21 protein-coding genes and 1 tRNA gene are annotated in these 24,953 nt (G+C 53.1%); 9 read left to right on the top strand and 13 right to left on the bottom strand.

Going from position 1 to position 24,953, the window contains the following annotated elements:
- The first annotated feature begins 506 nt into the window (after positions 1–506).
- Positions 507–1,781, top strand: a complete 1,275-nt coding sequence (gene gltA, locus ACQYWX_RS08990; protein WP_216737761.1) for a citrate synthase — start codon at positions 507–509, stop codon at positions 1,779–1,781.
- A gap of 105 nt (positions 1,782–1,886) precedes the next feature.
- Complete coding sequence (locus ACQYWX_RS08985; RefSeq protein ID WP_431688545.1) at positions 1,887–2,774, top strand: NAD(P)-dependent oxidoreductase; 888 nt, start codon at positions 1,887–1,889, stop codon at positions 2,772–2,774.
- A 91-nt stretch (positions 2,775–2,865) separates the two neighbouring features.
- Here ACQYWX_RS08985 and topA read toward each other — a convergent pair whose 3' ends face one another.
- Positions 2,866–5,481 carry a type I DNA topoisomerase gene (gene topA, locus ACQYWX_RS08980; RefSeq protein WP_431688544.1) on the bottom strand — a complete coding sequence of 872 codons (2,616 nt, stop codon included), beginning with the start codon at positions 5,479–5,481 and terminating at the stop codon, positions 2,866–2,868.
- A 224-nt stretch (positions 5,482–5,705) separates the two neighbouring features.
- Between topA and ACQYWX_RS08975 the strand changes: the two genes are divergently transcribed.
- A complete protein-coding gene (locus tag ACQYWX_RS08975) occupies positions 5,706–6,404 on the top strand; it encodes a hypothetical protein (protein WP_279502402.1) in 699 nt (232 codons plus the stop codon).
- A 120-nt stretch (positions 6,405–6,524) separates the two neighbouring features.
- Here the strand turns inward: ACQYWX_RS08975 and fadA are convergent, their stop codons facing one another.
- Positions 6,525–7,700, bottom strand: a complete 1,176-nt coding sequence (gene fadA / locus ACQYWX_RS08970; protein WP_127969457.1) for an acetyl-CoA C-acyltransferase FadA — start codon at positions 7,698–7,700, stop codon at positions 6,525–6,527.
- Between the two features lie 34 nt (positions 7,701–7,734).
- A complete protein-coding gene (gene fadB / locus ACQYWX_RS08965) occupies positions 7,735–9,882 on the bottom strand; it encodes a fatty acid oxidation complex subunit alpha FadB (RefSeq protein ID WP_216737765.1) in 2,148 nt (715 codons plus the stop codon).
- Between the two features lie 564 nt (positions 9,883–10,446).
- On the opposite strand from fadB, the gene ACQYWX_RS08960 reads away from it, so the two are divergent.
- Positions 10,447–11,277, top strand: a complete 831-nt coding sequence (locus tag ACQYWX_RS08960; RefSeq protein ID WP_431688543.1) for a hypothetical protein — start codon at positions 10,447–10,449, stop codon at positions 11,275–11,277.
- A 45-nt stretch (positions 11,278–11,322) separates the two neighbouring features.
- On the opposite strand, the gene ACQYWX_RS08955 is transcribed toward ACQYWX_RS08960, so the two are convergent.
- Positions 11,323–11,799, bottom strand: a complete 477-nt coding sequence (locus ACQYWX_RS08955; protein ID WP_431688542.1) for a hypothetical protein — start codon at positions 11,797–11,799, stop codon at positions 11,323–11,325.
- Positions 11,800–12,000: 201 nt separating this feature from the next.
- Between ACQYWX_RS08955 and ACQYWX_RS08950 the strand changes: the two genes are divergently transcribed.
- On the top strand, positions 12,001–12,429 hold the full coding sequence (locus ACQYWX_RS08950; RefSeq protein ID WP_431688541.1) for a universal stress protein: 429 nt from the start codon (positions 12,001–12,003) through the stop codon (positions 12,427–12,429).
- A gap of 37 nt (positions 12,430–12,466) precedes the next feature.
- On the opposite strand, the gene ACQYWX_RS08945 is transcribed toward ACQYWX_RS08950, so the two are convergent.
- The 7 genes from ACQYWX_RS08945 to ACQYWX_RS08915 form a co-directional block, all read right to left on the bottom strand.
- On the bottom strand, positions 12,467–13,156 hold the full coding sequence (locus ACQYWX_RS08945; RefSeq protein WP_216737769.1) for a DUF6901 family protein: 690 nt from the start codon (positions 13,154–13,156) through the stop codon (positions 12,467–12,469).
- Positions 13,157–13,299: 143 nt separating this feature from the next.
- Positions 13,300–15,195, bottom strand: coding sequence for an ATP-binding cassette domain-containing protein (locus ACQYWX_RS08940; protein WP_216737770.1), 1,896 nt, complete (start codon positions 15,193–15,195; stop codon positions 13,300–13,302).
- A gap of 69 nt (positions 15,196–15,264) precedes the next feature.
- Positions 15,265–16,074: an MOSC domain-containing protein gene (locus tag ACQYWX_RS08935; RefSeq protein ID WP_431688540.1), complete on the bottom strand. Its 810-nt coding sequence runs from the start codon at positions 16,072–16,074 to the stop codon at positions 15,265–15,267.
- 187 nt (positions 16,075–16,261) lie between these two features.
- Entirely contained in the window at positions 16,262–17,194 is a 933-nt protein-coding gene (locus ACQYWX_RS08930) for a chemotaxis protein CheV (protein ID WP_216737772.1), read from the bottom strand.
- A 170-nt stretch (positions 17,195–17,364) separates the two neighbouring features.
- Positions 17,365–17,440: transfer RNA gene (locus ACQYWX_RS08925), tRNA-Gly, on the bottom strand.
- Between the two features lie 159 nt (positions 17,441–17,599).
- Positions 17,600–18,313, bottom strand: coding sequence for a TetR/AcrR family transcriptional regulator (locus tag ACQYWX_RS08920; RefSeq protein ID WP_216737773.1), 714 nt, complete (start codon positions 18,311–18,313; stop codon positions 17,600–17,602).
- Positions 18,314–18,513: 200 nt separating this feature from the next.
- Positions 18,514–19,119 (bottom strand): DUF924 family protein, encoded by a 606-nt coding sequence (locus ACQYWX_RS08915; protein WP_216737774.1) that lies wholly within the window; start codon positions 19,117–19,119, stop codon positions 18,514–18,516.
- 191 nt (positions 19,120–19,310) lie between these two features.
- On the opposite strand from ACQYWX_RS08915, the gene ACQYWX_RS08910 reads away from it, so the two are divergent.
- A complete protein-coding gene (locus tag ACQYWX_RS08910; protein ID WP_216737775.1) occupies positions 19,311–19,685 on the top strand; it encodes a sirohydrochlorin chelatase in 375 nt (124 codons plus the stop codon).
- Positions 19,686–19,914: 229 nt separating this feature from the next.
- Positions 19,915–20,808 (top strand): TIGR01777 family oxidoreductase, encoded by an 894-nt coding sequence (locus ACQYWX_RS08905; RefSeq protein ID WP_431688539.1) that lies wholly within the window; start codon positions 19,915–19,917, stop codon positions 20,806–20,808.
- A 152-nt stretch (positions 20,809–20,960) separates the two neighbouring features.
- Here ACQYWX_RS08905 and ACQYWX_RS08900 read toward each other — a convergent pair whose 3' ends face one another.
- Positions 20,961–21,614 carry a TetR/AcrR family transcriptional regulator gene (locus tag ACQYWX_RS08900; RefSeq protein ID WP_253938430.1) on the bottom strand — a complete coding sequence of 218 codons (654 nt, stop codon included), beginning with the start codon at positions 21,612–21,614 and terminating at the stop codon, positions 20,961–20,963.
- A gap of 163 nt (positions 21,615–21,777) precedes the next feature.
- Entirely contained in the window at positions 21,778–22,188 is a 411-nt protein-coding gene (locus ACQYWX_RS08895; protein ID WP_011398530.1) for a PaaI family thioesterase, read from the bottom strand.
- Positions 22,189–22,516: 328 nt separating this feature from the next.
- Here ACQYWX_RS08895 and ACQYWX_RS08890 point away from each other — a divergent pair, with 328 nt between their 5' ends.
- Positions 22,517–24,241, top strand: a complete 1,725-nt coding sequence (locus tag ACQYWX_RS08890; protein WP_431688538.1) for a proline--tRNA ligase — start codon at positions 22,517–22,519, stop codon at positions 24,239–24,241.
- Positions 24,242–24,252: 11 nt separating this feature from the next.
- The gene (locus ACQYWX_RS08885) at positions 24,253–24,876 is read left to right on the top strand and encodes a lytic transglycosylase domain-containing protein (protein WP_431688537.1); all 624 of its coding nucleotides are present in this window, start codon (positions 24,253–24,255) and stop codon (positions 24,874–24,876) included.
- Positions 24,877–24,953 lie beyond the last annotated feature (77 nt).

The raw sequence follows: 24,953 nt of genomic DNA, 5'->3' as shown, positions 1-24,953 counted from the left end.
CCTGGTAAATTACAAACGCAACAACCGTTTATAGCCCACTTAATTTAGCGCCGGACATGAGCTTTTCTGATTTGGGCCGGCAATTTATTCTTTCATACGCAGTGTGAAGCCCCTCGGCTCAATACCCGGAAGTATTTTTTACGTATTCGAAGACTCCGTTTTCTTTACTGATAAAGCAACGCCCCTCCTCTTTATAAGCTATTTTAATTGGTGTTTTTTAAACACCATCGGCAGTATTTTCATTACAAGGGCTTAAAAAAAGTCGGTCAGACCATTATGATGACCTCGCTTTTTATTAAGCCGACCTTGTATAAAGCCAGAATAAAGGCTGAGAGGCCACTGACGAGCGTCAGTCTCCGCCCGCCGGTCCTAACCGGCGCCGGTTGTGATTGACGCCATTGCGCAAACAACGTCAGACCTACTTAGAAGTCGGCCTGTAAACACGACCGGGCGTCTATGCCCGGTAAACACGTACGCATCACTTTAAGTCGATATAGGAGAGCACCATGACTGACAAGAAAGCGACGTTATCGGTCAATGGTAAAACAATCGAGCTTCCGGTTTATTCCGGCACCACCGGCCCAGACGTCATAGATGTCAGAGGATTGGTTGAAGAAGGTTTGTTTACCTACGATCCAGGCTTCGTATCAACCGCAGCCTGCGAATCGCAAATCACTTATATAGATGGCGCCAATGGCGTACTACTACACCGTGGGTATCCTATAGAACAGTTGGCCGAAAAGTCCGACTATCTTGAAGTCTGCTACTTACTGATACACGGCGAACTGCCTACTGCGGAGCAGGCGGAAGAGTTCCGTAGCACGGTAAAAAATCACACTATGATCCACGAGCAGCTGAGAAACTTCTTTAACGGTTTCCGGCGCGACGCTCACCCAATGGCGATCATGTGCGGCGTTGTCGGCGCCCTGTCCGCGTTCTATCACGACACAATGGACTTCTCCGACGAGCACCATCGCGAAATCGCAGCATTCCGTCTGATCGCGAAAATGCCCACCCTGGCGGCGATGTGCTACAAGTACTCCACCGGCCAGCCGTTCATGTATCCCAGAAACGATCTGGACTATGCAGGCAACTTCCTGCACATGATGTTCGGCACTCCTTGCGAGCCCTATCAGGTCAATCCTGTAGTCGCCAAGGCTATGGACCGCATCTTTGTTTTGCATGCGGACCATGAACAAAACGCCTCCACATCAACCGTACGTCTGGCTGGCTCCTCCGGCGCCAACCCCTTCGCCTGCATCGCTTCCGGCATTGCTGCGCTATGGGGACCCGCTCACGGCGGCGCCAACGAAGCAGTGTTGAACATGCTTCTGGAAATCGGCGACGAATCCCGCATTCCAGAATTCATTCAGCGCGCCAAAGACAAGAGCGATCCTTTCCGCCTGATGGGCTTCGGACACCGGGTCTACAAGAACTTCGACCCACGCGCTAAAGTCATGAAGCAGACCTGTGACGACGTACTGAAAGAGCTTGGCTGCGAAAACGATCCATTGTTCCGCATCGCACGCGAACTGGAGCGCATCGCCCTGGAAGACCCCTACTTCGTAGAGAAAAAACTCTACCCCAACGTGGACTTCTACTCCGGCATCATCCTGCGCGCCGTCGGCATCCCGGTTTCCATGTTCACCGTCATCTTCGCCATGGCGAGAACCATCGGCTGGTTCTCTCACTGGCACGAAATGGTGAGCTCTTCTTACCGGATCGGCCGTCCGCGTCAGCTGTACACCGGACACACCTCCAGAGACTACCCAAGCAAATAAATAGTTTGCCGGTTGACTTGCAAAGGCCGCTTATGCGGCCTTTCTTTATTGGAGCAACCCGCGCACTATTAACCCATTGGATTTAACCACTCCAGGAAGATAAACATGGAATCAACTGAAACCGCCGCATTAGGAAGAATTTGTTTCATCGGCCTCGGCGTCATGGGATTCCCGATGGCCGGCCATCTCGCCAACAATGGCCACCAGGTCACCGTTTACAACCGCAACGTCGAAAAGTCGGAACGCTGGCTGAAGACCCACACTGGCAAGTTCATCCGCAAGCTGCGGGACGCCGCCCAATGCGACGTCATCATCTCTTGCGTCGGCGACGACAACGACCTGCGCAGCATCTACTTGGGCGAAGAAGGCCTGATCAATCAGTTACGCAAAGGCTCTCTGATCATCGACCACACCACTGCATCAGCCAGTGTCGCCAAAGAGCTGTTTGAAGCCGCCCAAGAGCGCAACATCGGCTTTCTTGACGCCCCCGTATCCGGTGGACAACAGGGCGCCGAGAACGGCGCGCTGACCATAATGTGTGGCGGTGAAGAAAAAGACTTTACGAAGGCGGAACCCCTCCTCAAACATTACAGTCGCGCAGCAACCCTGATGGGACATGCAGGCAGCGGCCAGTTAACCAAAATGGCCAACCAGATCGCTATCGCAGGGTTAGTGCAGGGACTGGCGGAAGCGCTGCACTTCGCAGAACAGGCTGACCTGGACCCGCAGCAAGTGGTGAACGTCATATCCAAAGGAGCCGCGCAATCCTGGCAAATGGAAAATCGCCACAAGACCATGATCGCCGGAGACTACGAACATGGCTTCGCGGTAGACCTCATGCGCAAGGATTTATCCATCTGCTTACGCGAGGCCTCAAACAACAAGGCTCGACTCCCCATCACTGCTCTCGTCGATCAATTTTACGCCGAAGTACAATCCATGGGCGGGGGACGCTGGGATACATCCAGCCTGCTGGCGCGCCTAAAGAGATAAACCAACCCATTTATCCCAAAGCGCCGACTCAAACATCGGACAACAAAAAAGGGCGGTGATCAAACCGCCCTTTTCTTTTCGTGCTTACAGACTACTTGTCTTTAGCCGCCCACTTTCCATCTTTGTAGAAAGCAGACCAGCCAGTAGGCTTACCACCCTTCTCCGACATGACATACTGCTGCCTGGTCTTGCGACTGAAGCGGATAATCGCCGGATTTCCTTCTGGATCACGAGTAGGCGCATCCAGCAGGTAGTGATATTTAGGGTCAATTTCCTTCTTATGAGGAATCAACTCCTCCACCAGAGGCGCTCGTGTTTCACGATTTTTGGGAAACTTACTCGCTGCCAGGAACAAACCCGAAGCGCCATCACGCAGGACAAAGATATCGTCAACTTTGTCGCACGCCAGCTCAGGCATGACTACCGGCTCCATCTTGGGCGGCGCAGGCTCGCCATTCTTCAACAGTTTGCGGGTGTTGCCGCAAGTTGAACTGGTGCAGCCGAAGTACTTCCCAAAGCGGCCGGTTTTAAGCTGCATTTCAGCGCCGCACTTGTCACACTCCAGTGTCGGCCCATCGTAGCCAGCCACCTTAAACTGCCCGCCTTCGACCTCATAACCTTCACAGTCTGGATTATTACCACACACGTGCAGCTTGCGGGTCTCATCGATGACATAGCTATCCATGGCGGTATCACAGATCGGGCAACGCTTTTTCGCGCGCAGCGCATTCGCTTCGCCTTCTTCATCGTCCGCGCGAATTACCTCATCGCCAGGGATCAGGTTAATTGTCGTCTTGCAACGCTCTTTCGGCGGCAACGCATAGCCGGAACACCCAAGGAACACGCCAGTGGACGCAGTGCGAATCTGCATTGGACGCGAACAGGTCGGACACGTAATTTCCGTCTGCACCGCCTGATTAGCACGCATACCGCCTTCCATGTCCGCCCTTTCCAGCTTTTTGGCGAAATCGGAGTAGAAAGCATTAAGAACCTGTTTCCAGCCCTCGCTGCCAGAAGCGATCTCATCCAGCTGACCTTCCATCTTCGCGGTAAAGCCGTAATCCATCAGATCTGTGAAGGCTTCCGTCAAACGATCCGTCACGATATCGCCCATCTTCTCCGCATAGAAGCGCCGGTTGGCCAGCTTCACATAGCCGCGCTCCTGAATGGTGGAGATGATTGACGCATACGTAGAAGGACGCCCGATACTCCGCTTCTCCAGCTCCTTAACCAAGGTCGCTTCCGTGTAACGCGGCGCAGGCTTGGTGAAGTGCTGAGTTGGCTCCAATTTATCCAGATCCAACTGATCATTAATTTCAAACGCGGGCAACTCCGCCTCATCATCCTTCTTCGCTTGCGCAGGCAGCACTTTAAGGAAGCCGTCGAATTGCAAAAGCCGACCACGGGTTCTTAATTCAAAGTCTCCCGCCTGCACTTGAATACTGGTGCTAAGGAAGCGCGCGTTTTCCATCTGACAGGCCACGAATTGACGCCAAATCAGGTCATACAGCTTCTCGGCGTCTTTTTCGAGACCGGAAATCTGATTGGAGCCCACATTGATATCAGAAGGACGTATCGCCTCGTGCGCTTCCTGGGCCCGCTCCTTACTCACGTAAGTTTTCGGGTTTTCAGGCAGATATTTATCACCAAACTTCTTGCCGATAAATTCACGACAGGCGCTCACCGCATCCGCGGACAGGTTGGTGGAGTCCGTTCTCATATAGGTGATGTAGCCCGCCTCGTAGAGACGCTGCGCCAACACCATGGTCTTCTTAACGCTAAACCCTAAACGGGTGCTCGCCGCCTGCTGCAAGGTAGAAGTGATAAATGGCGCCGGCGTCTTGGTGACAGAGGGCTTATCCTCACGATTGACGACCTTGAACGCCTGCGACTCCAGCAACGCAGTCAGCTTCTCAGACTGCTCTTTGTTGGTGGGCCGATAATTCTCACCCTTATATTTGGCGACCTGGAATTTAGCCTGCTGCTTACTCTTGGATAGCAGCACATGCAATTCCCAGTATTCTTCCGGCGTAAAGGCGCGAATTTCACGCTCACGCTCGACAATCAAGCGAACCGCGACGGATTGCACCCGCCCTGCGGACAAACCACGCGCAATCTTGGACCACAGCAGCGGCGACACCATATAGCCGACCACGCGGTCAAGGAAGCGGCGCGCCTGCTGGGCGTTTACGCGGTTGTAATCAAGTTGACTGGGACTTTTGAACGCCTCCGTTATGGCGGATTTTGTGATCTCGTTAAAGACCACGCGACGATAACGGGAGTCATCGCCGCCAATAGATTCTTTGAGATGCCAGGCGATAGCCTCTCCTTCGCGGTCCAAGTCCGTTGCGAGATAGATCTGGTCGGCGCTTTTCGCCAGACGCTTCAGTTCTTCAACGACTTTTTCTTTACCTGGAAGGATCTCGTAGCGGGCCGCCCAATCATTTTCAGGGTCGACGCCCATACGAGAGATCAGCTGATCCCGGGCTTTACGTTTCTTGATGCTTTCGCGCTCTTCAGCAGGCAGCTTGCGCATTTTCGCCGCTTCCGCCGCACGCTCTTTCGGAGATGATGCTTCCTTACCTCCACTGGTCGGCAAATCACGAATATGCCCCACACTGGATTTGACTACATATTCCGAACCAAGATATTTGTTTATGGTTTTTGCCTTTGCAGGGGACTCCACGATTACCAGCGATTTACCCATAGCGGATGGTTCTTTGCTCCTAGTTGAAATAGCCGTCATATATTAGAGGTTGTAGTCGACGGGTCAAGTGATTGCCAGAAAATCTGGTATTTAATGTAAAAATAGCCGGCCAGGCCCAGTTTGTCGGCGTCTATTTAACTCCGATAACTTGCCCTACCCCACAATGTCGTTAACACTTAATAAGAACGACACATAAATTTATAAATGCTTCCGCCGCCTTTTATATGACAACTTTAATCGTCTTGCTCGCTATTTTCATAACCGCCTCGATTATCGTCAGCGGCGTTATGTACTCGCGACAGCAGGCGTTAGCTTACCGTCAAAGCCAACTGAAATCGTTAAAACAGAAATACGAAGAAATAAATTCGTTATTTCAGGTCATCATGCGAGTGGACGATTCAGCCAACATCGCCATCAGCCTCAACCACGCCATGATTGAAATCGCCCAGTCCATGACCAAAATGGACCGCAAGTCGGAAGAGCTGCGCATCCTTTTAGACAACCTAAAACAAAGGGAGCGCGACTTGAAAACCGGCGTTCTTCTTCCCCAGGCGCAGAAAACGGTGACCAGCGACGCAGCGGTCGCCGCCATCCAGCGCTCTCTTTCTGAGTGCCTGCAAAAGCTGCAACGCTTCAAACTGCGCGGCTCACTACCCGTCCCTCTTTATGAGGAATACAGCCACCACCTGCGCGAGATGGCGCTTGACGTGGAAGTCGGCAGCCAACTACAAATGGCGGAAAGCCTGGTGGCTCAAAACGACAAAGCCGGCGCCGAGAAGCATTTCAAACACGCTCGCGAGGCGCTCAAGCGCACACGCCTGGAAATCCCCAACAAGAACGACCAGATCAAAGAAATATCCGACAAGATCAAAAGCCTGATGCGAGACGGCGAAACCCAGAATCGTTCTCAGGAAACCCAGTAAAAGCCTGGCGCTAATTCCAGGCCATCCAGCATCATCCATAAAAAAAATCCGGAGCCCCTTACGGGACGCCGGATTTCATTGCTTCCGATTCAGGTTTCCCCAAACCGAAGCCTCAACGTATTAGATACGCTCCCAAACGGTCGCAATACCCTGACCCAAACCGATACACATGGTGGATACGCCCAGCGTACCGCCTTTAGCGGCCATGACATTCAGCAAGGTAGTGGAGATACGCGCGCCAGAGCAACCCAGAGGGTGACCCAAGGCGATAGCGCCGCCGTTCAGGTTAACTTTCTGGTCGACCACGTCCATAAGCTTCAGATCTTTGATAACTGGCAAAGACTGTGCGGCGAACGCCTCGTTCAGTTCCCAGAAATCAATATCTTCCACTTTCAGGCCTGCGCGCTTAAGCGCTTTCTTGGTCGCCGGCACAGGACCATATCCCATGATGGCGGGATCGCATCCGGCAGTAGCCATGGAGCGAATTTTCGCCATTGGCGTCAGACCCAATGCCTGAGCCCGCTCAGCGGACATCAGCAGCATAGCGGATGCGCCATCCGTCAATTGAGAAGACTGACCCGCTGTCACTGTACCGCTCTTAGGATCAAAAGCAGGACGTAGCTGCGCCAGACTTTCAGCTGTGGTTTCAGGACGAATCGTCTCATCATTCTCGATCAGCGCAGGGAAGCCGTCGTCGTCATGCCCTAAAATAGAGATGATTTCGTTACGGAAGCGCCCTTCCAGCGTGGCTTCGTGCGCCAAACGGTGGGAGCGAGCTCCAAACTCATCCTGCTGCTGACGGCTGATGCCGTGCATTTTCGCCAGCATTTCCGCTGTCAGGCCCATCATGTTGGACGCTTTAGCGGAATACTTACTTGCGGCCGGGTTGTGATCGAAACCTTGAGTCATGGGCACGTGCCCCATGTGCTCAACGCCGCCCACCACAAACACGTCGCCATTGCCCGTCATGATCGCCTGCGCCGCAGTATGAATTGCGGACATGGCGGAACCACACAAGCGGTTTACTGTTTGCGCTGACGAAGTATGCGGAATGCGGGTCAGCAGGGAAATCTGCCGCGCCACGTTGAAGCCTTGCTCCAGGGTCTGATTTACACAGCCCCAGATCAGATCTTCAACTTCCGCAGGGTCCACTTTGTCATTGCGGTCGAATAATGCGTCAATCAACGTCGCTGACAGCGTCTCTGCGCGCACGTTGCGGAAACATCCCGCTTTGGCGCGCCCCATCGGGCTGCGAACACAGTCGATAACGACAACGTCTCTTGGATTCAGACTCATATCATTTTCTCCGTCGGGAATTCTCTATCAGCAATTAGCCAAAAAACTTCTTGCCGGACTTAGCCATGTCGCGCAGCCCTTGGGTCGGATGATACAGAGCGCCCAGATCCGCATATTTATCAGCGATCTTGCAGAACTCTTCCACGCCCAGAGAGTCAATGTAGCGCAACGCGCCCCCACGGAACGGAGGGAAACCGATGCCGAAGATCAAGCCCATATCCGCTTCCGCCGCAGTCTCGACGATGCCGTCTTCCAGGCAGCGAACGGTTTCGATGCACAAAGGCACCATCATTCGCTCGATGATTTCCTCTTCAGAGAAGTCGCGCTGAGACTTCTGCACAGACTTAATCAGTGCGTCAACGCTGTCATCGACAATTTTCTTCTGCTTGCCTTTCTTATCCAGCTCGTAAGCGTAGAAGCCTTTGTCGCTCTTCTGACCGTAACGACCTTTATCGAACATGACGTCGATAATAGTTGTTTCGGAATAGCTCATGCGATCAGGGAAACCTTCCGCCATCACGTCGCCGGCGTGCTTCGCTGTGTCCATACCTACCACGTCAAGCAGGTAAGCCGGGCCCATCGGCCAGCCGAAACGCTCCATCACTTTGTCGACCTGCTGGAAATCGGCGCCGTCGCGCACCAAACCAATAAAGCCGCCAAAATAAGGGAACAGGATGCGGTTAACCAGGAATCCAGGGCAGTCGTTCACAACGATTGGCGTTTTACCCATCGCTTTGGCGTACGCAACAGTAGTCGCGACAGCTTTTTCACTGGTTTTCTCGCCACGGATAACTTCCACTAAAGGCATCATGTGCACAGGGTTGAAGAAGTGCATGCCGCAGAAGTTTTCCGGACGCTTCAGGTTTTGCGCCAGACGGTTGATGGAGATAGTAGAGGTGTTGGAGGTCAGGATAGTGTCCTCACGCACCAGATCTTCCACTTCACGCAAAACGATGTCTTTGACCTTAGGGTTTTCAACAACCGCTTCAACCACCAGATCCACCGTTCCGAAGTCGCCGTAGCTCAACGTCGGAGTGATGCGGTTCAGCACATCCGCCATTTCACTCGCATTCATGCGGCCTTTGTCGACGCGCTTGGTCAGCAGTTTCTTGGCTTCTTTCAGGCCCAGATCGATACCGGACTGATTGATATCCTTCATCAGGATGGGCGTGCCTTTCAGCGCGGACTGATACGCCACGCCGCCGCCCATGATGCCTGCGCCCAATACCGCCGCCTGCTTAACTTCGCCAGCTTTAGGCTCCAGGTCTTTCGCTTTTTTCTTCAGCTCCTGATCATTCAGGAACAAGCCGATCAAGCTGTGCGCCACAGAAGTTTTCGCCATTTTCGCGAAACCTTTGGCCTCTACTTCGATCGCCTTGTCGCGAGTCATGCCCGCGTGCTTTTGCATCACCTTGATGGCTTCAACAGGCGCTGGATAGTTACGTCCAGCCTGGCCCGCCACGTAGCCTTTGGCGGTTTCAAACGCCATCATGCTTTCCATCGGGTTCAGCTTCAGCTTGCCGGTTTTCTCTTCCCGACGCGCTTTGTAGTCCAACTTGCCTTCGATCGCCTGACGCAACACAGACAGGGCTGCATCCATCAATTTCTCAGGGGCGACCGCTGCATCTACAGCACCTTCTTTCAAGGCCTGTTCCGCTCGTTTCTCGCCACTGGCGCAGATCCACTCGATCGCGTAGTCGGCGCCAACCAGACGGGATAAACGCACTGTTCCACCGAACCCGGGGAAGATCCCCAGTTTTACTTCCGGCAGACCCACTTTCGCGCTGGTGGACATGACGCGGAAGTCAGTGGAGAGACACATCTCAAAACCACCGCCCAGAGCGATACCGTTAATAGCGGTCACGGTGGGGAATGGCAGATCTTCAACGGCGGAGAAAATCTTATTGGCTTCCAGGTTGTTGGCGACCAACTCTTCTTCGGAGCCGGCAAACAATTCCTGGAATTCAGTGATATCAGCGCCAACGATGAAACAATCTTTGTTGCTGGTAACGACAAGGCCGGTAATGCCTTGTTGACTTTGTAGTTTCTGGGTCGCTTCCGCCAACTCAGTCAGCGTCAAGCGGTTAAATTTATTAACAGACTCGCCTTGCAAATCGAAAGTTAGTACCGCGATACCATCCTCGATCTCTTTGACTGTGATGGCTTTACCTGCGTAAATCATCAACGGATCTCCAAGCATTGTTTAGCACTGGTTTATTGCCCTATAAACGGGTCCCAACGGACGCCTTGCCGGGCCGCCCTTCTCCGGAGCTTCGGAATCAAAGCCGATGCATCGAACAACAATTCATACGCTCGTTTGAATCAGGTCGCAACAACATGGATAATTTTGGCCCGTTTGTCAATCTCTTCCAAAAAATTTGGCGGCGATTTTTGTCAATAATTGCTTACACTTATGACATTTTCGGCCGCTTTAAAAATTTTTAAGATTTATTTTTCATGAAATTATGCAGTATATTTCACCTTACTTTTTAAGTTAGGCGTCCTCTGAATGCGCCCCGCGCTCATTCGCATAATAGGACAATAAGCTTATAACTTTTTGACTAGCGCAGGCATTTCCCCTATTTTTTCTACTTATAAACCGGCGGTTGGTAGCTAGGCCGGCCATTGAAGGCGTCGTTGGAAATAATTTTAAAAATATAGTGGGAAGCCGCACCGACAAGTCGGAAACATAATTATAAAAATAGCGGGTGGCCTTCTGCGCCCAAATTTCCTGGAGAGCGTGTCTATGAGCCAATCGGGTATACACCGGAATCCTCTCTGGTGTTGTTTTCTTGCACTTCTCGCCCTGTATTCGTCACATTCCTTTGCGCTGAACAATGCGCAGGCTGAAGCCATTCTCAAGCATTTGCACGATGTGCAGACGCACTCCTACCAGACCATCAATGCGTATTACAACTTCACTTTGAATCCTGGCGACAAAGACATCCAATCCGAGGTGAACCAGGAAATCGATTTTATGAATGCAGCGTTCAAATCACTGGAATCTCAGGACGGTATCGTCGAGGTGCAGGGAGAGTTGAGCGTTATGAGCGCCACCTGGCTCAAGTACAAGGAACTGCTGAACACCAACATGAACGACATTGTGAAGGTGGGCTACCCTGACCTGCGGCTGGTGGGCGACATGGCGCAGGTAAATATCGATCTGGTAGGCGCGACAGAGAGAACCTACGACAAGACCATGGAAATTTCAGGCCACCGCCCCCCAGAGGTAATTGAGCTGGTGCGCAACTCCAAAATCATCCTGGAAAGCATGCTGACCAAGTATTCCGCACGCAGCGCCTCCAACGTGACACAAATATTCCAGGGAGCCAAAAGCGAAGAGCCCATGGACGTCCAGGCGATCAGTTTTGACAAGAACATCGCCCGACTCCTGGCGTCACAGCAAAACACCGACGCCACACGCAAGACTTTGGACACCATTTCCACGAAATGGGAGTTCATCAAGAACTCTTATATCAACTACAACGAAAACAACGTTTCCTACGTCGTGAATCTGTATTCAAAAAGGATCATCAGCGACCTGGACAGTCTCGCCAAAGCCTACAGCGGCGCTTAGACAGGCCGCTGCATAGCTCACATCACTAGATCCGAGGGCGCGCCATTAACGCGCGCCAGCAGCTACAGCCACCTTGTTGACGCGCTGCAGCATCTGCTCCAAATCTTCCGACGTCCCCCGCTCTTCCCACAGGAAGCCCACTTCATGCCCTGTGATCTGCACGGCTTTAATCTGGGATGACAGCTCACGCAAATCCTCATCCGAGAGCAGCTCATGAGGGAAGTTGCCACTGATGGACAGCTGTTTCAATTCACCCCCATGATTGGCGTATAACGCCCTGCGAGGAGTGCGTGACGCTGGGATCGCCTTATAGTAAAAGTGGGTGCGCCAGGCGTCCGCCTCCAGGTTTTTCAAAGTGTCGTCCAGCTTTTCCGGCGAAGTCTGTCGCACTCTAAACCCCGCCGCGAGCGCCTGCTGCCGCAAATGCATGCGGCGTCGTTCTTCCGGGCTCGGCAACACCCAGAAAATTGAGCCACCGACGATTCCCACCACACAAAAAATAATAATCAAAGCTGTCGTCATTCGTCGTTCATCCTGTCCAAAGACCACTCAAAGCGTGTCAGCGCCTACGAAACCAGGAAACACTTTTTCACCTGATTTTGTCCGCTGTCATCTCAACGCATGTTTCATTAGCATTAAGCTGTTTTCAGTTTTGCGGACACTACCGAAAAGTTACACACTTGGAAAACACTTTCGGAACAATGCAGCCAAAAGGAGCACACCATGTACAAGAATATTCTCGTCGCCCTGGACCTGAGCGATGAAGGCGAACAGGTCATCGCCAAAGCCCTGAAAATGCAACAGGCGACCCAGGCCCGCCTGCATCTGGCGCACGTTATCGAGCCCATCAGTTACGCCTATGGCGGCGACATCCCGCTGGATCTGGGCGACATTCAGCAGCAACTGCAAAAACACAGCGAAGAAAAACTACAAAAACTGATTGAAAAGCACACGCTGACCAATAGCGCCGCTGCGGTGCTGGTGGGACGCCCCGAAGGGGAAATTCATCGCTACGCGGATGAGAATGGAATTGATTTGGTCATTGTCGGCAGCCATGGCCGCCACGGACTGCAGTTATTGCTGGGCTCCACGGCGAATGGCGTATTACATGGCGCCAAATGTGACGTCCTCGCGGTCCGCATTAGCGACTAAGCACTCAATGGAATAAAATTCGGACTGACGCGCTCCGCTACAGCGGAGCCACCCACTCTCCCGATTCAAACGACTTGCGCAGCTTCTGCAACTGCGTCTCCAGTGAGAATGTGACGCTCGACGCCAACGAAAAAAAGCTCAATAGCGCCTTCAAGTTGGAGTCGCCGTCACAGGCGGAGTGAATGCGTTGCCACAACGCTTGGTTCACCAGCTGAAGACGACGGTTGCGCTCCACCAGCCCTTTAAGCTCCCAGTCAGGCTTTTCACCATCGCGAAACATAAAGTACTGCTGCACCAGATAGATGGAAACAGATCTGAGAATGAATTCTTCGCCGTTGGAAAACGGCATGTGATGAATAGCCATAGGCCTTAACTCGCCGAGTATGGGGCAATGACTGGTCGCCATGACCAACCCCATCAACGAGCGCAACGCCTCTTCCAGACCAGTACGCTTGTGGTAGTTGCGCTCTTTGGTGAAAACGGTGACCTCGACTTTCTGGAAAGCCGGTTCGGAGCGAAAGTCCGCCACAATCTTTTGCATGTCGAGAGCGGCGGGACAATAGCGTTCAGCGTCCTTCTTGAGAGGGCAATTCGAGCACTGACAATTCTTCAGCTCAGTCCACTCGGCGGGCGGCTCTGAGTGCATGCTCTTATCTTCTCTCTCCGTTTCAATGATGTAGTCCAGCACTCGGTTATCATCGAAACGGAATTCGTAACGCACCCGCATAAGGCTTTATCTCTCCGTAATCAATTGAGGCGACAGAAGACTAACACTTTCTCAACGGAGTCCGTCGGCTGCTGAAGTTACTCCTTTATTCTCAAGTGTAGCGGATTTGCGGATGCCGATATTTTTAAATTTGTAACCCCCGATCAGCCCCCGCCCGCCATTTCTTCAAGCTCCATCCACCTTTCCATGGTCTTCTCCAGAGTTTGCTCCAACGCAGTCAGAGACGTGAGCGCACGATTCACATCCTCATGGGGACGACTATAAAAGTCAGCGGCAGACACCTCTTCCTGCATAGCCGCCACTTCCGCTTCCAGTCGCTCGATTTCCTTGGGTAAAGCGTCCAGTTCGCGCTGCAGTTTGTAGCTTAGCTTGGCCGCTTTGCCGCCATCCGACGCTGTTTTCGGCTTGGCAGCCTGAGCCTTGACTTCAGCGGGCTTGACTTCCGCTTTGACCACCGGGCGTTGCGCCAACCAGTCGTTATAACCACCCGGATATTCGGATATCTTGCCATCTCCCTCGAACACCAGCGTGCTGGTCACAACGTTGTCGATGAAGAAACGATCGTGGGACACCAGCAGAATGGTGCCGTCAAACTCCGCCAGCAGATTCTCCAGCAGGTCCAGCGTATCCATATCCAGGTCATTGGTAGGCTCATCCAGCACCAGAAAGTTCGCCGGCATGGTGAACAGTTTGGCCAACAACAGCCGGTTAATTTCACCGCCAGATAACGCCTTGGCGGGAGTACGCAATCTTTCCGGGGAAAACAGGAAATCTTTCAGGTAGCCGGTGACATGAACGTTACGACCGCCAACCTCGATAAAGTCTTTTCCTTTTGCGACGTTATCCCAGACGCTGGCTTCCGGATCGATTTGCCCTCGCAACTGATCAAAATAAGCCACCTGCAGACGGGAGCCCCGTTTTATGACGCCCTCCGTCGCCTCCAAGCCGCCCAGGATCAACTTTATAAACGTCGATTTACCGCAACCGTTCGGGCCCAATAAGCCCACCCGATCTTTGCGCATCAACTGCCAGCTGAGACCCTTCACCAGATTGGGCTGGTCTGCGTAGCCAAAACTGACATTTTTCAGCTCCGCCACCAGGTTACCGGAGCGTTCCTCGGAATCCACTTTCAGGCTCACCTGCCCAACGCGGTCGCGTCGCTGCCTGCGCTCGTCTCGCAGTTTCTTCAGCGCCCTGACCCGCCCCTCATTACGAGTGCGGCGCGCCTTGATGCCCTGGCGAATCCAAACCTCTTCCTCCGCCAGCTTCTTATCGAAGCGCTCCCACTCTTTTTCCTCCGCCGCCAACTGCTCCTCTTTTTTGGCCAGATAGGCTTCATAAGGCGCCGGCCAGCTCGACAATTTGCCGCGATCCAGCTCAATGACACGCGTCGCCAGACGGTCGATAAACGCGCGATCGTGAGAAATAAACAGTACGCTGCCGCCGAACTGCAACAGCTCTTCCTCCAACCAGGTAATCATGTCGATATCCAGATGGTTGGTAGGCTCATCCAGCATGAGCAGGTTTGGCTCCTGCACCAGCGCGCGCGCCAGAAACACACGCCGACGCCAGCCTCCAGACAATTCGGAGATAGACTTGTCGCCAGGCAGTTCCAGACGCTGCATCACTGCCTCGACCTTCTGCCGCAAACGCCAGCCGTCATGAGTTTCGATCTTGTTGTGCAGACGCTCAAGCTCCGCCACATTACCTTCGGCGCCTTGCTGAGTCAGCGCGTCGTAGGCCGCGAGCCACTCTCCCACTTCCGCCAAGCCTTCCGCCACCACCGAGCGCACACTGGCGTCACCCCGCTCTGGAAGCTCCTGCGGCAGATAGGCCATTTTCAGATCCCTGCCTCTATTTATTTCACCGCCATCCGGCTTGATTTCACCGGCGCACACTTTCAAAAGCGTGGACTTACCTGCGCCGTTGCGACCGACCAGACAAAGCCGCTCTTGAGACTCAATCACCAAGTCCGCATGATCCAGCAACGGAGCCATTCCAAACGCCAGGGAAACATCTTTCAGCCGTAGCAACGCCATCGTAACCTTCTAAAATCTAATAGTTTCTGAATTCGTTCTTTGAAAAGAGAGCACCTCGGCCCGACCGCTTTAGTCGAGCAGCTCTACTTTATCGCCGACGCAAATGATCCCGTGATTCAATTGCACCAGGTTTTGCCCAAAAATCGCGCCAAGTTCCGTCTTGCGATAAGACGCCAGAGTGCGCAACGGCTCAGTGTCCGGGGATTTCTGACCCGTAGCAGGATCAATCGTCGTAAAAACGCATCTTGAACAAGGCTTGACCGCCGCAAACTCCACTTCGCCTATACGCAACCGACGCCAATGATCTTCCGCGAAGCTGTCCGCGCCAGCCACCACAATATTCGGGCGGAAATGCGTCATTTTAACAGGATTTTTTAAGCGGCCATTCAGATCCTCCAACGAGGACTCAGAGGTCGCCAGAACAGGGTAGCCATCCGCAAAGCTGACTTTTTGCGGCGCATCGTAATAAGCCTGATCCACTTGCCGAAAACTGCGCTCAGGAATATACACGAGGCGCGCCTGCTCACCCAAGAACTCACTGAACCAGGCATCTGCGCGCGCATCGACAAACAACGCAGACACCTCGTCTTTCCATACTTGCACAGTCTCCAGAGCGCCTCCCTCTTGATCCGGCGCCTCAATATACAAGCCATTCATACCCGGCGCCGACAACATCAGCCCCTTATCCGCAGTAACCGCCCTCACCAATACCAGCCGATGATGCTTTCTCGCCGTGATGAATTTGCCATTGGCATCCACCAACATAAAACGGCGATCGCGATCCGCCCCCCAATTCGTAATCGCCACTTTGCTAAGGCTAACGCCCGCACAGGATTTGATGGGGTAAATATTTAACTCGGTAACTCGGATATCCGTCATAACTCTCTCCTAAGCGCGCACTAGCCTCAACGCAGGCGTAGCGCACGGGGCATACAGGGAAGGGACAAAATGCGTGGGTCGTCGACGCGAAAAACTAAAACAGCCTACTCTAAGCAGGCGGAAACAGGCAGTCTAATTAGGTCTACATCGGAGGACAAGGGTCGAGACAAGCGCTCTTTGCGACGCTCTAGCGAGCCGCCAATGAATTAAGCCGCGATTGCACCAACGCCGCCAATTCATCCGGCTGGAACTTGGACAAGAAGTTATTACACCCTACCTTTTCCACCATCGCCTTGTTGAAGCTACCGCTTAGAGAAGTATGCAGCACCACGTACAGGTCTTTCAGGCGGGGATCGTTACGAATCTCCGTAGTCAGCCTGTAGCCATCCATCGCCGGCATTTCAGCATCAGTCACCACCATTAGAAGCTTTTCAGGCACATTGACACCTTCGTCAGCCCATTTCTTAAGAAGGTTATAGGCTTCCAGGCCATTTCTGGCGGTAATCACTTTCAACCCAACTTTCTGCAAAGTCCCAATCGCCTGACTGATCGCCACCGGCGAATCGTCCACTAACAGGACTTCCTTACCCTGAGCAACTTTTCGAATACTTTCCGTCAGCGCCGTGTCGGAAACGTCAGTGGAATACGGACGAATATCCGCTAGCACCCGCTCCACATCGATGATCTCAACAATCTGATCGTTGTAATGGGTTATCGCCGTAACGTAATGAGAACCGCCCGCCCCTTTTGGCGGAGGCAAGATCTGCTCCCAGGTCATATTGACGATACGATCAACGCTGGCCACCAGAAAAGCCTGCACGGTGCGGTTGTATTCCGTCACGATGATGGTGGAATCCTTGTCCGGCTGTAGTGGCCGAAATCCTATCGCCTGAGACAGGTTAATCACCGGCACTGTGGTATCGCGTATATGACTAACGCCACACACGACAGGATGACGATGCGGCATTTGCGTCAAATTGGGCAGCTTGAGGACTTCCTGAATTTTGAACACATTGATCGCGAAAATCTGTCTCATCCCCAGCTTGAACAAGAGAAGCTCCAAACGATTCTCGCCCACCAGTTTGGTGCGCTGATCAACAGAGTCCAAAACACTCGCCATAACCTAATACCCCAGGGTAGATACCAACTTACAGACCATACAGGCCTGCTTGGCTTTAAGTTTAGACGATGGTTGAAGAAAACGCCGAAAATCCAGAGAAACCAATAGGAGACTGGGAGCAAGAACTTGATTATTTGAAAAGATTGGAATGAAAACTTGAAGAGAAAATTTGGAGCGGGAAACGAGACTCGAACTCGCGACCCCAACCTTGGCAAGGTTGTGCTCTACCAACTGAGCTATTCCCGCTTAAAAGATCAAGCTAATCATAATGTTAGCTTGCTTTTCAGCTTCTTTCGAGGTGCTCCTCAACAGAAGTGGGCGCATTATAATTAGCGTTCTCCAAGCGCGCAACCCCTATTTTGATTTTTTTTCATCTCGTTAAACAAAAGCAGGGGGAACCGGAACTTAACGAATATCCAGCATCATATAAAGAAGGCGCCGCCAGACCCTGCGCACCTTATCGTCATCAATGCTGCCGCCCTGAAGCGCGCCCTCCTGCTCCAGATTGCCCACCATTCCCATAATAATGGCCGCATCCTCAGTATAGGTCTCGTAGCCAAGCGACTGCATAAAGTCTACCAACCCGGACAACCAGGCGTCTTTATAGCGCCGAGCCAGCGCACTCAGACTCTCATCCCGCACAGACTCCATTAAAAACGCCTGCTCCGACATGAGTTCAGACTTATGGTGCCGGACCTGACCCAGCACGTAGTTTGTCCCCATCTCCACCAACGCGTTGGCGAATTCGCGCCTGCGCCCTTCATCTTCCATGACGGAGACTGCATCATACTCATCCGCAAGACGACGTAATTCAGAATAGAAGAACTCCAACTTCTCGCGGCTTTTTTCCGCGAACAGCATGAAAGCGTCGGTAATTAACTCATTGATGTCTTTGAAGTAATAAGTGGTGGAGGCTAACGGGACACCCGCCTCTTTCGCTACGGCACGATGCTTGACGCCTTGCACGCCCTCCTTCGCCACTATGCGTAAAGCGGCTTGCAATATTTCTCGGCGTCGCTGCTCGCTTTTGACCCTTGAGGCCTTTCTTCCCTGATATTGAATCGATTCACATAAGGACTGATCTACAGCGGGAAAGTCCAATTCAAGGCTACTAGACATAACTAACTCTTATTTTACTTCCAGGCTCCAGACGTCACTCAGGAGCCGTTGACGCAAAGTCCAGGAAACTGTGACGAACCCCGCATGTTAACAAAGGGGGATACAAGGCTCAGCCAGCAAAGGTCAACATTGTGACCCAGGAGACAGAAAATCCTCACAGGTGAACAGCATTAGAATAAGAAATTAGCCGTCAGGCTGGATCAATCGTATACGGCTGGATAAGAGGCCAAAAACTCGACCTCCTCTGGTCTGCTCGCACGCTTCAGTATCTTGTTTCTGTGGGGGAAACGCCCAAATTGGCGAATAACGCCCCGGTTCGTTTCCGCCATGCTTGCGAAACCACTGACAAAATCCCTTAACGGACCCGCCTCGCAGGTCGCAGCGAGCTGTCGATACAACGCAACCGACTCCTCTTGATCAGGCATCTTCTCCGAATGCAGAAGCGGCAGGTAGAAGAAGATCCGGTGAACCGGCTCCAGCCTGACGTCCAACGCCTTTTTAAGCCCTTCCTGCGCTATTTTTCTGGACTCTTTGTCCTGATCAAACGCCATGGCGCCGCCGCGAAAGATATAACGCGGAAAAACATCCTGCAGTAGAATCAAGGCCAGTACGCCATCGGAGCTGTCGCGCCAATGCCGCAGTCCCTGCTCAGAGGCCAGAACAACCGTCGTTAAAAAGCGCCGGCGAATTTCACGATCATAGCTCTTCGCCTCGGTAAACCAGCGCCGGAGATTTTCCTGTGGCGGCAACCCTCTCTCATCCTGCTCGCCAAACCAATAACGTAAAATTTCGCTGTCCGACCACATTCCCCCTCCCTCATCATCGACACAAAACGCTGCGCAAAAACCAAGATGGATATTCGTTTCGCACCTAAAACTGAGTAAGCTCTCGATTATAGGCGTCCAAGTCAAGAAAATAGGCCCCGTATAAAAAAAGCGGCAAACCAAACCGGCCTTATCGGCGTATCATGCACAAATTGGAGATTCGGCAATTCATTATGACTTTCGACCATACGATACTTCTTGCTCACGGCAGCCGTGACAACAATTGGCTGCAGCCTTTTATCGCACTGACGGAACGCCTGTCCCAAAGCGCCACTCAGGTTTCCCTGGCGTTCATGGAGCTTGCGGAACCCACCTTGGAACAAGCCGTAATACAAGCACGAGATCAAGGCGCACAATCCATCGCCGTACTGCCTCTTTTTTTCGCCGCCGGCAAACATTTGCGAGAAGACGTTCCCGCCATGATATCCACGCTAACCGAAGAGTCCGGCGTCGACATCACTCTGCTGCCGCCCCTTGGCGAGCACCCTCTCTTCATCGCCACCGTAGAAGGCATTGTTCGCGACCTTCTTCAGTCCAATGCACGCTAACACGGCCACCAGTATTTGCGAGAGGCCACTAGCCATCTTTTTAACTTGCCACGACTATATTCTGAACTGAGCGAGCTAAGCCCAGGTTATTGAACAACTTCAGGTTATTGAACAACTTATTGTATAGCCGCCCGAATAGGCACAAGATAACCTCATCGCCACTGCGCACCACCCGCGTAAAGTCGGCAAATTATGTATTAATAAAGGAAGAGTTTAAGGAGATCCGAGCATGCACATCCTGGTGACCGGGGGCACAGGTTTTATCGGCAAACAACTGTGTCGGGCGTTATGGGCCAGTGGACACGACACCACGGTATTCAGCAGGAGACCAGAGCAGGTCGCCCACTTGGTGGGAGAGCGCTGCCGGAGTATCGGAGAGCTACGCGCGGATCTCATAGAAGCGCCTGTTGACGCCATCATCAATCTGGCCGGCGAACCCGTAGCCGACAGACACTGGACGCAAGCGCGCAAACAAAAGCTGAAGCAAAGCCGCATTGCGCTGACTCATGACTTGATTGACATGTGCAAGCAAATGGAAACGCCCCCCAAAGCCATGGTTTCCGCATCCGCCGTGGGCTATTACGGCGACCAGCAAAATCTATTAGTGACGGAGCAAACCCCACCCCACGAGGAATTCACCCATGAGCTGTGCAGCGAATGGGAAGCTGCCGCCCTTAGCGCAGAGAGCATTGGCATGCGCGTCGCTATCGCCCGTATCGGTCTGGTGGTGGGAAAAGAAGGTTTCCTACAGAAAATGCTGCCCGTTTTTAAGCTTGGCCTGGGAGGAAAGTTTGGCGACGGAAGTCAATGGATGCCCTGGATTCATATTCAGGACCTGTTGAGAGTTCTACTGCATTTACTCGAAACGCCTACCTGCAGCGGCCCCTACAACGCCGTCAGCACTACGCCAGTCACTAACGCCGAGTTCACCGCCACTTTGGCGAAGCTGCTTCATCGCCCCGCATTCTGCACGGCGCCTGCATTTGCATTGAAGTTAGCGATGGGAGAACTATCAAGGATGTTGCTAACGGGACAAAAGGCGATTCCAGCCCGTTTATTGGAAGAAAACTTCAGTTTTCAATTCGATACGCTTGAGGAGGCGCTGAAAGACGTCATTGACTGACTCGCTTTCAGTCCTCCGGTAATACACCGTATGAAGACGCCGCCAAGTATTGGCGACAGGGATGACGCATGCTTATTTGCGGGACGTCTTCATTTGTGGGTTTCCGCACTCCCTGACTCCAGGCCCAATGCGGGGCAGCCGATCACACGACGTTACGCCGCCGCGTCCAGCTCACCTAAACGTTGACGCAAGTATGACTTCACCATCAACTTTAATTCCGTCAGCATGATTGACTCAGGCTTTTCTTCCATAGTCATGGCCAGCCTCAGGATAGCGCCGCAGGCTCTGGGCAGCATCACGCATATCAACCACAGACGCTCTTGTTCGACTTGCGGATACAGCAGTTTGGCGCGATTGGTAATGGCCTGGGCGTTATCGAACAGCTCACCGAGATCCAATTGCTGCAGCTCTGGCATCGCCTCTACGCCCGACCAGATTTCCTTATAACCCGGCTCGGACCGGTAGAAATGGGCGAAGGTGTCGATGAGCTTGTCAAACCCTTCCTCCAGATCAAACTCGTTTACAAATTCCTCCATGACGGTGCTCAGCGTTTTGATATGGCGCTCAGCCAAGGCCTTGACTATAGCGGCCTTGTTGGGGAAATAACGGTACAAAGACGCTAGGGAAATACCCGCGCGACGGGCGATTTCCGAGGTTTTCGCTCCCTGCACGCCAACTTCACTGATAAGAATGGCAGCTTCGTTTAATATCAGCTCGACTCTTTCCCGGCTGCGTTCTTGCACGGGCTGCCTGCGCTGTTCGAGCTCCTGCAGCGCTTCTGAGTTTTTACTGGCGGTAATGTTCATAGTCATAACTTCCTGTAGTTATTCCACGAGGTTAGTACTGATCGTTCTTGAGTTAGTACTCTGATCAAAGTCATTTCATTTGGTTTTTATTGTTGTGGGTACGGCTATTATTGCGGTACAGCAGTCTACTAGCTGCGACGCGCCTGGCGGGCTCCTCCCCCCCTTACCGCGGCAACGCGTAACTTCCCGTTGCGTGTGCGACCAAACCATCGCTGTTCGGCGAGTACAGATTTACTTCACAAAATGCAATCCGGGAACCCAGTTTCAGCAGAGTCGCCTCCGCCAACAGGTCTTCCGGCTTGGGCCGTTGTAAAAAGTTGATGTTTAAATTGCTGGTGACAGCCATTTCCACACGCCCTAAAGTCGCCAGGATAATTGCATACATGGATGCATCCGCAAGCGACATGATGATGGGTCCGGAAAGGGTTCCTCCGGGGCGCACAAAGGTTTCTGAAAACGGGATTCTGGCGATAGCGTTCTTGCCTGAGACCTCATCAACCCGGAAATCGATGGACTCCGCCATCGGCACGCCGGTTCTGATGATGTTTTGAATTTCGTGCGCGGTCAGCATCATAGGCTCAACTGTATCATCGGACGCTGGTGAGTTTGCCTCATCGCCCCAGGGTTGCCAAGCAGGTATATGGCATAAACCATGAGGCCGGTTGCGTTCTCATGACAAACTGTTGTATGACGCGAAAAAAGGCCGCTTTGGCGGGCCGTTTTGGGGAAATCTGCGATAAATCCGATCGTCATGGCGGCCGTCGGGCCGCGCTCGGCGTCGTATTCGCAATTAATACAATCGCGCCTGTACGCAAGGAGTCATCGCTTCTACAATAGTGCGGCAGTAAAAATAAACCATTACCGGTAGTTAACCTTATTTATTTGTATTCCTGGGAAGATATATGCGCGCAAGTCGATACCTGATCGCCACCCTGAAAGAAACCCCTGCCGACGCGGAAGTCATCAGTCATCAGTTGATGCTGCGCGCAGGCATGATTCGCAAGCTGGCCGCAGGTCTCTATACCTGGCTCCCCCTTGGCTTGAGGGTTCTGAAAAAAGTTGAAAACATCGTCAGAGAGGAAATGGACCGTTCCGGCGCCCAGGAAGTGTTGATGCCGGCGGTGCAGCCAGCAGAGTTATGGATCGAGTCCGGCCGCTGGGAGCAATACGGCGGCGAGTTGCTGCGCATTCAAGACCGCCACAACCGTGATTTCTGCGTCGGCCCGACTCATGAAGAAGTCATCACCGACCTGATTCGCAATGAATTGAAAAGCTATAAACAACTACCGGCTAACTTTTATCAGATTCAGATGAAATTCCGCGATGAGCGCCGCCCTCGCTTCGGCATCATGCGCGCCAGAGAATTCCTGATGAAGGACGCTTATTCCTTCCATGTGAATCAGGAATCGCTGGACGAGACCTACATGGTCATGTACGACGCTTATACCCGCATATTCACCCGCTTTGGCCTGGACTTCCGTCCTGTGCAGGCGGACAGCGGCAGCATCGGCGGGTCTTCTTCCCATGAGTTCCATGTACTGGCCAACTCCGGGGAAGATTTGATTGCATTCAGCACTGAAAGCGATTACGCCGCCAACCTGGAAAAAGCGGAAGCTCTGACCACGCTTAAGCAAGCGCCTGCGCCTTCCAAAGACATGACCAAGGTAGCGACGCCCGAGCAACGCACGATTGAAAGCGTCTCCGCATTCTTGAATCTGCCTGCGGAGCAAACCGTGAAAACCCTGCTGGTGCTGGGCGAAGCGGAAGAAGGCAAGCCTGCCCCAATCATCGCCCTGGTGCTGCGCGGCGATCATGTCCTTAATGAAATCAAAGCGGAAAAACTATCTGGCGTGGCGTCCCCGCTGACGCTCGCCAGCGACGAAGCCATCGAGGCGGCGGTAGGCTGCAAGCCCGGCTCCATTGGTCCCGTGAATCTGCCCCTTCGCACTATTGTTGACCACAGCGCAGCCGTGCTGGCGGACTTTGTCTGCGGCGCCAACGAAGAAGGTCAGCACCTCACTGGCGTTAACTGGGGACGTGACTGCGAAATCAAAGAAACCGCCGACCTGCGCAACGTCGTGGAAGGCGATCCCAGCCCAGACGGCAAAGGCGTTCTGGTGCTCAAAAAAGGCATCGAAGTGGGCCACGTATTCAAGCTGGGCGACAAATACAGCTCCGCCATGAACGCCACCGTCCTGGACGAAAACGGCAAAGCCACTGTAATGCAAATGGGCTGTTACGGTATTGGCGTATCCCGTGTGGTCGCCGCCGCGATTGAACAGGGCCACGACGACAAAGGCATCATCTGGCCAGACGCCCTGGCTCCTTTCCAGGTCGCCCTGGTTCCATTGAACATGCACAAATCCGATGTCGTGCGCGAGAAAGCGGAAAGCCTTTATGCAGAACTGCTGCAGGCTGGCGTGGACGTTCTGCTGGACGACCGCAATGAGCGCCCTGGCGTTAAGTTCGCCGAAATGGAGCTCATAGGCATTCCGCACCGCGTCGTCATCAGCGATCGCGGCCTGGCGGAAGGTAAAGTGGAATACAAAGGCCGTCGTGATACCGACAGCACAGATATGACAGTGGATACTGTTGTAAACTTCATTAAAGAGAAGTTGAAAAAATAGTCAGTTGAATCATGCAGTACAGTTATTCAGTACGCCCCGCCCTTGTTCGTGGCAAGGGCTTGTCTTTGCTATTCGGGATGCTCATGCTGCTGGCGCTTGCGCCGACGGCCTCCTTCGCAGCAGGCCCTCAGGAACCGGACCCAGAGTTGCGGGCCGTATTGAAACGCACGGTCAATGAGTCCAAAAGCTTTATTGACCGCTTTGACGCCGAAGTGTGGCTGGTGGACATGTCCGCCCGTATGGAGAAATACATAAAGGACACCAACAAGCGCCTTGAGCTGCTGAAGCTGGTGCACCTGGAGGCCACCCGGGCCGGACTCAACCCGGAAATTGTCTTGTCGGTCATGCATGTGGAAAGCCGCTTCGACCCCTACGCCGTATCCAGCGCAGGCGCTCGCGGCCTGATGCAGGTGATGCCGTTCTGGATCGATGAAATCGGACGCCCGGAGGACAATCTCCACGATGTGGCCACCAATCTGCGTTACGGCTGCACGATTCTAAAGCACTATCTGGACAAGGAAAAAGGCAACCTGATTCGCGCCCTGGCCCGCTACAACGGCAGCCTGGGCAAAACCTGGTATCCAGAAAGGGTTCTGGTCGCCTGGGAACGTTACTGGTTCGTCAAACACTCCTGATTTCAACACCAGACTCAATCCACACCATCCAAAACGCCGGCGGAGTTTCTCCCCCGGCGTTTTTGTTATAAGTTTCC

Origin of the sequence: Hahella sp. NBU794, assembly GCF_050749805.1 — a bacterium.
Classification (GTDB): Bacteria; Pseudomonadota; Gammaproteobacteria; order Pseudomonadales; family Oleiphilaceae; genus Hahella.
Note: the sequence above shows the minus strand (reverse complement) of the source record. Positions and strands in the feature narration are given on the sequence as shown.